The organism is Rhodovulum euryhalinum (assembly GCF_004342445.1).
Classification (GTDB): Bacteria; Pseudomonadota; Alphaproteobacteria; order Rhodobacterales; family Rhodobacteraceae; genus Rhodovulum; species Rhodovulum euryhalinum.
In genome coordinates, this window is record NZ_SLWW01000030.1 from 1 (window position 1) to 7,531 (window position 7,531).

The window sequence follows — 7,531 nt, forward strand, 5'->3', positions numbered from 1 at the left end:
GGTGCCACATGACGAATCATGACCGTAGTGTCGTCGCCAAGACCAAGGCTGGCAGATGAATCAATTCACCGCACCAACTTGTGGGTAACTGCAAGCCGGCGGGGGCCGTCTGACGGGTCACTTCTCGATGAAAAACCCGGGTCAGTTCTCAGCGGAAATCAACAGCCAGGGCCGAAACCCTTGACCAGGCCCGCTCAAGGCGACATCACCAAAACACGCTCAGCGACAACGTCCGGTCACGCGGTGACCGGATAACCGTAGCGCGTGACCGGACGTTGTCGGAATCGCTGACCGGATGCGTCGGATTGCGCAATGAAGACGCTGATGGTGGAGGATGCATACCTGATGGAGTATGAAACGTATGAGGAAGTCGCAGTCGGCGTCCCCCGTTTCATCGAAGCCTACAACAGCCGCCGCCTACATTCAGCCCTGGGGTATCTCAGCCCCGCCCAGTTCGAAGACCGCCACGCCTGCGCCATGGTCAAAAACGCCGCCTGATCGTGTCCACCCGCAGGGGCGCACTCCAGGAGGCACTGCAAGACGGGGGCAGTCTTTCATCTCCGTTGTCCGCTCAGCACTGGCCTGATCAGTCCGCTCCGTCTGTTCCAGCGCCATACGGCGAGACACATTCGCGGCGCAGCTGATTGTCGGTGAGGAAGGTGTTGGTCCCGACATCGTAAGTGTCGTACCGACCAAGGCACCACGCGGCATGAAGCGACTGCGGAAGCTCTTCCGCGGGGCCGGGCGGCTCTTCGCCGAGGCTTTGTATCGGCAGGTAATCTTCCTGGGGCGCCGGCGCCGCGTTCTGTTCGAAGCCGAGCGCCCCGGTCCCGAGCCCCGGAAGCACCAGAAAGCCCGCAGCCAGGGCCAAGACAGCGCGGGGAGCAGAGCCCCTTTGCCGGGACGGGCGTTCAGGACACGGGGTCGGAGAAGACGAGAACATCGGGAAGCTCTCCTTCGAATTTTTCGATTTCGACGAGCGCGGTCTGGCCGCAATTGGCCTGGGCGAGCTTGGAGGTCGCGATGCCCGTCGTCAGGTTGTTGACGTCGCCATAGCGGCACAGGCTGCCGATCTCGCGCGGGTTCATCGGATCGAACCAGCCGCCTTCGTCGATGCGCACCACGCCGGGGCGGATCTCGTCGGTGACGACGACGCCGGCAAGGATCTGGCCGCGGTCGTTGAACACTCGCACCACATCGCCATCCGCCAGCCCGCGCGCCTCGGCATCGGCCGGGTTCATCCAGCACGGCTCGCGATCCTGCACCGCGTATTCCTCGCGGAGCGAGGTGCCGCAAAGTTGCGAATGGAGCCGCATGCGGGGATGGTTCGACGCGACGTGAAGCGGGTATTTCTGTCCCTCCATCCCGAGCCGCTCGATCGGCTCCATCCAGGTGGGGTGCGGCGGACAGTCGTCGTAGTTCATCTTCTCGATATTGCGCGAGAAGATCTCGATCCGCCCCGACGGCGTGCCGAGCGCGTTCAACAGCGGGTCGGCGCGGAAATCGGCATAGCGGACGAAGTTGCGGCTCTCCTCGGTCAGTGGGAAGGCGAGCGGCTCGTTGCTGTCCCAGAACGCCTCGAAGGTCGGCATCTCCATGCCCTTCGCGCGGGCCTCGATCCGTGCGGTCTCGTAGAACCCGCGGATCCAGTCCATCTCGGTCTTGCCCTCTGTATAGGCGTAGCCGTGGCCGAGCTTCTGCGCGATCCCGGTGAAGATCTCGTAGTCCGACCGCGCCTCGAAGACCGGGTCGATCAGCTTCTTCATCGGGACGATGTGGCTGAGCGCGTAATCGCCCACCTGCGAGATGTCGTTGCGCTCGTAGGACGTGGTGGCCGGCAGCACGATGTCGGCATGCCGCGCGGTCGCCGTCCACTGAAAGTCGTTGACGATGAAGGTCTCCAGGTTGCGCCAGGCGCGCAGCATCTCGTTGCGGTCCTGGTGATGGGCGAAGGGGTTGCCGCCGGCCCAGTAGGCCAGCTTGATCTCGGGCAATTCGATCTCGTGGCCGTTGAACTGCATCGTCGCGCCGGGGTTCAGCAGCGTCTCGACCAGGCGCGAGACCGGGATCGTCAGCGAGCCGCCCCCGGCCAGCCAGGCCGGCCCGCCCACGCCGCCCACGCCGCCCGGAGTGTCCGACACCGCCGTAAGGATCGGCGAATTGTGTGTGGGCGCCCCGCCCGAGGCGTAGTGATAGCTCAACCCGTAGCCGCCGCCGGGCAACCCGATCTGCCCCAGCATCGAGGCCAGCGTGACCAGCATCCAGTGGACCTGCTCGCCATGGTGCTGGCGCTGGGTGGAATAGCCGAGCGCCAGCATGGTGCGCGCCGAGGCGAAGCGCCGGGCGAGGTCGCGGATCTGTTCGGCCGGAACCTCGCAGATCTCCGCCGCCCATTCCGGCGTCTTGGGCTGGCCGTCGCTCTCGCCCAGAAGATAGGGCAGGAACCGGTCGAAGCCGCTGGTGTAGCGGTCGAGGAACTCCTGGTCGTGCAGGTCCTCGGTATAGAGCGTATGCGCGATCCCCAGCATCAGCGGGACATCCGTCATCGGCCGCGGCGCGATCCATTCCGAGCCCAGGCGCTGGGCCGTCTCGGTGCGGATCGGGTCGATGGAGATCGTCTCGATCCCGGAGTCGCGGATCAGGTCGACCCCGGCGAAGGAGCCATGATCGGCGACCTGCCAGCAGATCTCGGAGTTGCGCAGCGGATTGGCGCCCCAGAACACCATCAACTCGCAATGCTCGGCCAGGACCGGCCAGGTGGTGCACTGTTCGTAGACCTCGATCGAGCCCACGACATGGGTCAGGATGACCTGCGCGGCGCCCGTGGAATAATCGCCCGCCGAGTTCGTGAAGCCGCCCTCGAGCTTCAGCAGCCGGCGCAGCAGCGTCTGGCAGTTGTGCATCTTGCCGGGGCTCTTCCAGCCGTAGGACCCGCCGAAGATGCTGGTGGAGCCGTGTTCCTCGCGCACGCGGACAAGCTCGTTGGCCACGAGGTCGAGCGCCTCGTCCCAGCTTACGCGGACGAAATCGCCCGTGCCGCGGCCGTCGGGGTCGGCGCCGGGGCCCTGTTCCAGCCAGGCCCGGCGGACCATCGGGTACTTGATCCGCGAGGGCGAATAGATCGAGTCCAGCACGCCGGCGAGCTGCGGCGAGGGCGCGGGATCCTCCTCCCACGGGATCATTTCGGTCACGCGCCCGTCGGTGACGCGGCCCCGGAACACGCCCCAATGGCAGGCCGAGAGGATATCTGCGCTGGCGGTCTGGGCCGCGGCGCCCGGGGACAAGAGCGGCCCGGCCCCGGTGCCGAGCGCACCCAGCGCCGCGGCGCCCTGAAGGAAGCTGCGGCGGGAGACGGCCGGAAAGGCCTCTTTTGGATATATCGTCATGTCGCGCGCGCTCCTTCTGCCTGGAGGGGGGAGGAATGGGCGGGGATTCGGTGCCGGACCAGCGCGGCGAGCAGGCGCGCCGCCGCGCCGTAGACCCCGCCCGGATCGGCCGCGGCCACCTTGGCGCAGAACGCGGGCACCCATCCGGCGAGGCGGTCCAGCATGGCCGCCGTCGCCGCCCCATCGCCGCAGCGCAGGGCGGTGGCGTAGAGGGCAAGCTCCAGCGACAGGTGGTCGACCGGCTCGGCGCAGTCGTCGGCCACGCGCAGGTCGAGACGCCTGAGGATAGCCTGCAAGTCGGCAAAGCTCTCGGCCGCGTGCCTGGCCCCGCCGGTATAGGCGCTTTCATAGATCGGGATCGTGCGCGGGCCGCTCACGCCCGAGAAAAGCCCCACATGCCGCCGCGCGAGGTCCGCGGCGACCGCCCCGGGCGGACCCCGGGTGAGCGCCGCGCACATGGTCTCGGCGGCGTCCTGCTCCGAGAGGCTGGCCGCGATCTCGCGCAACAGCCGCGTCGCCTCGGGCGCGGTCATGCTGTCCACCGCCGCGTCATCCGGCGGCGCAAGGAAGGCGCGGCCCAGGAACTCCGCGACGAAGGCCTCGATCTCCGCCGGGTCCGGGGCGCGGGAGAGGCCGGCGCTTGCGCTCATAGGTCGGCGCGCTCCTTCGCGCCGGAATCCTTGGCATTGTTCTGCAGATAGACGAGCAGCAGGCGATACGCGTCCGGTTCGAGGGAGGTGAAGCGTTTCATCGAGCCCAGCGTGCCGATCCACTGGTTCGCCAGGAAATGGTCCGCCTCCGGTGGACTGTGGCAGGCGGCGCAAGCCGAATTGAACATCTGGGCGGTGAAGGACCAGAGTGCGTCGCCGTCGACCAGCATGCCGGTCTTGTCGACCCAACCCTCCAGGCTGACCGATACCCAGTCCTGCCCGGTATCGGGGTCGGTCACGGTCTCGCCCGTCTCCAGCGCCGCGATCGCCGGCTCGCCGAGGACGGCCTGCATGATGCGCTGGCCCTGCTTGGCGTAAAGCACCGCCTCGGCCCCGACAAGCTGCCAGCCCTCCAGCCGCACGCGCAGCAGATCGCTGCCTTCCTCGACCACGGCGACCTCGGTCCCGCTCAGGAGCTTGCCATCCTCCTCGGCCCCGCCGGCGTCCAGAAAGAACGACTTGGTATGCACGACGAAGGCTGAGCTCGCCACGCCCACCTCTTCGGCCGGCGATGTCGGCAACTCGCGGGCGCTCTCGCCGGATTGCTCCAGCATGACCACCTGAGAACTGCGGTTCGGCTCCGGCAGGCCTGGCGCCGGATTGTCGACCGGCGCTACCGTCTTGAGATAACGAGCCATGGCCAGACGGTCGGCGTCGCTCAGCTGCGAAGTGTTGGCGACGACCTCTTCCATATCGCCGCCGGCCCGCTTTCCGATCGGGCTCACCCCCGTCTTGAGGTAATTCGCTATGGCGTTGGCAGACCAGAAGCCGATGCTCGTTTCATGCGGCGAGATATTGGGGAAATGGCCGTGCCCGTCGGGCGTCGGCCCGCCGCCGTGGCGCATCCCGGCGGGGATGGTCCCCAGCATGGTCCGGGGCGAGTGGCATTCGGCGCAATGGCCCGGCCCTTCCACCAGGTACTTGCCGCGCGCCAGGATCACGTCGTCGGGTGCGTCGATGGTCACCGGCGCGAACGGGTCGTTCGCGTCCTCGGCCACGGGAAGCGGCCCGGGATTGCCTTCGGGCAGGCGCTCGCCATCAAGAAAGACCAGCCGCCACAGTCCGACGCCCCGGCGAATGTTGTAGGGAAATTTCAGGTCGTGGTCGTCGATCCGGCCGGCGACGGGCTCCAGCGACTGGATGAACGCATACATGTCGCGGACGTCCTCGGCGGTCATCCGCTGGTAGGAGGTGTAGGGGAAGGACGGGTAGAAATTCTCCCCGTCGAGTCCTCCGGGCCCGACGCCCTCACGCACCGCACGGTCGAACTCGGCCAGCGTCCAGTCTCCGATGCCGTCCTCGTCATGCGGAGAGATGTTGGGCATCCGGAACAGGCCGAACTCGGTGTCGAGCTCTCGCCCGCCGCCGAGCTTCAGCGGGTCCTCCTGACCGGGCGTTGCATGGCATGTTGCGCAGTCGCTCGCCACGAAGATCAGCTCTCCATTTTCCAGATCGGCCCCGTCAAGCGCCGCGACCTCGCGTGAAGGATGCGCGAGGGACCAAGTCCAGGGCGAGGTGAGGACGAAGAAGGCCAGGACGGCGAGTATGCACACCCCGAGGAAGAGCCGCAAGAACAGGCTTCTGGAGCGTTCCTCGGACCGTGCCATGCCAAAATTCCCTTCTAGGAATAGCCGCAGATAACCATCACAAGTCTAACGATATGAGCGCAATTGTCGACCGACGTGCCGATCACGAATTTTCCGTGGCGTTCGATGGGGGCGGTCTGTCGGTTCTTTCAGCAGCGATGCGGGGCTTTGATGCCGTCGTGATCGCGCATCGTTGAAGGTCGAAAGGCGTTGCCCAGCGGGACCTGCCTCCCGCCTTTACATTGCGGGGCGACAACTCCCTATTTCCGCGCCATCTTCCGCCACTACGAGAGCGGCCTCGTGGGGGCCGAACAGAACCTGAAATAAGAGAGCAACATCCGCAATCTCGGCTGGGGCTGATAGGCTTTCGCTATCCGGCCAGCGCGAACGTATTCGCCGAGAAAAGGTCTTTGGAAGCCCACTTGCGGCGGCGCAGAATGAGCTGGTTTCCAGACAGTCGGAATGTCGGCTCCCAGATCGCCGGTGTGTCCGTCTCGCGATTGCAGCGAAATCATACTTTCCGCCCTCCCGGTCGAAGATGACTCTGCTGGCTGCTCCAGGGCGAACGGCGAATAAGGGCTGCCTGCTGCCGATCAGAGGTGACGCGAGATGGCAAGAGCCCAGGCGTCATGGACCCTCGGCGCAGCGCGGATCGTGCAATCGTGGCGAATGGCCGGTCTGGTGAAGCCGCATCGCGCGCTCGGCGATACGGTGAGGGTCCGGAAAGGGCCGAGCCTGTGTGGAAACTCGGGTGCGTGGTATACTTCTTGCGAGGCAGGAGGTACGCATGTCGGGTTTCATCGAAGGCGTCGCGCGGGGTCAGACAACGCTGTTCCCGGAGCGTCTGGAGGACTGGGTCTGCGAGGACAACGTGGTCCGGGTTGTGGATCTCTTTGTCGAGGAACTCGATCTGGCAGAGCTCGGTTTTGGTCGCGCGTCGCCGTCGCGGACCGGTCGCCCCGGCTATCATCCGGCCGTCCTGCTCAAGCTCTTCATCTACGGCTATCTCAATCGCGTCCCCTCCAGCCGGCGCCTTGAGCGCGAGGCGGGCCGGAACGTCGAGGTGATGTGGTTGACCGGCCGCCTGGTCCCCGATCACAAGACCATCGCGGATTTCCGCCGCGACAATGGCCCCGCCATCCGACGAACCTGTGCGCAGTTCGTCGAGCTCTGCCGCCGGATCGGCACTCTCAAAGGTGACTGCGTCGCGATCGACGGGAGCAAGTTCAAGGCGGTGAACAATCGCGACCGCAACTTCACCAAGGGCAAGATCGCAAGCCGGTTGGCCCACCTCGAAGCCGATGTCGAGCGATACATCGACGAGATGGTCCGGATCGACCGCCAGGAAGAAGACGAGGCACGGACCGGGAAGGTGGCACATCTGGCCCGTCGCTATGGGCGTGTCCGCCAGGAAATCCAGCGCCTGAAGGCAATGGACAAGGCCCTGGTCGACGCGCCCGACGGGCAGATTTCGCTGACCGATCCGGATGCCCGCGCCATGGCGACCAGCGCGCGGCATAGCGGCCTCGTCGGCTACAACGCCCAGTGCGCGGTGGATGCCGAGACCCACATCATCGTCACCCACGACGTCACCAACCAGGGTTTCGACCGCGGCCAGCTGAGCCCGATGGCCACCTCGGCCAAGGAGGCGCTCGGCCGCGACGACCTGCACGCCATCGCCGACAAGGGCTACTTCGTTCAGCCTGAACAACGCGGTCAGGCGGGGGCCAGACCGTAGTGGCCGGTTCGCTCCTGCCGGATCATTGCCAGGACGAATGTGACGACGGCGGCAAGAAGCCTCCGCAGATGGGCGAGGATCTTGCGGATGTTGTGGCCGCAGCCGCAGAGG

General features: G+C 66.2%; 6 protein-coding genes and 1 pseudogene. 3 read left to right on the top strand and 4 right to left on the bottom strand.

Features of this window, described 5'->3' with window-relative positions:
* The first annotated feature begins 312 nt into the window (after window positions 1-312).
* Window positions 313-498: an integrase core domain-containing protein gene (locus tag EV655_RS18280; RefSeq protein ID WP_132546790.1), complete on the top strand. Its 186-nt coding sequence runs from the start codon at window positions 313-315 to the stop codon at window positions 496-498.
* Window positions 499-586: 88 nt separating this feature from the next.
* On the opposite strand, the gene EV655_RS18285 is transcribed toward EV655_RS18280, so the two are convergent.
* Genes EV655_RS18285 through EV655_RS18300 form a run of 4 tightly spaced genes read right to left on the bottom strand, consistent with a single transcriptional unit; the run spans window position 587 to window position 5,703 of the window.
* A complete protein-coding gene (locus tag EV655_RS18285) occupies window positions 587-871 on the bottom strand; it encodes a BA14K family protein (RefSeq protein ID WP_165905405.1) in 285 nt (94 codons plus the stop codon).
* 40 nt (window positions 872-911) lie between these two features.
* On the bottom strand, window positions 912-3,386 hold the full coding sequence (gene torA, locus EV655_RS18290; RefSeq protein ID WP_132546791.1) for a trimethylamine-N-oxide reductase TorA: 2,475 nt from the start codon (window positions 3,384-3,386) through the stop codon (window positions 912-914).
* A complete protein-coding gene (locus tag EV655_RS18295) occupies window positions 3,383-4,036 on the bottom strand; it encodes a TorD/DmsD family molecular chaperone (protein ID WP_132546792.1) in 654 nt (217 codons plus the stop codon). The genes torA and EV655_RS18295 overlap by 4 nt, the downstream gene beginning before the upstream one ends.
* Complete coding sequence (locus EV655_RS18300) at window positions 4,033-5,703, bottom strand: c-type cytochrome (protein WP_132546793.1); 1,671 nt, start codon at window positions 5,701-5,703, stop codon at window positions 4,033-4,035. Before EV655_RS18300 ends, EV655_RS18295 begins: the two co-directional genes overlap by 4 nt.
* A gap of 53 nt (window positions 5,704-5,756) precedes the next feature.
* On the opposite strand from EV655_RS18300, the gene EV655_RS19070 reads away from it, so the two are divergent.
* Window positions 5,757-5,879, top strand: a complete 123-nt coding sequence (locus EV655_RS19070; protein WP_279389353.1) for a hypothetical protein — start codon at window positions 5,757-5,759, stop codon at window positions 5,877-5,879.
* A gap of 590 nt (window positions 5,880-6,469) precedes the next feature.
* A pseudogene (locus EV655_RS18305) lies at window positions 6,470-7,378 on the top strand (IS1182 family transposase); the annotation flags it as partial.
* Window positions 7,379-7,531: the final 153 nt, after the last annotated feature.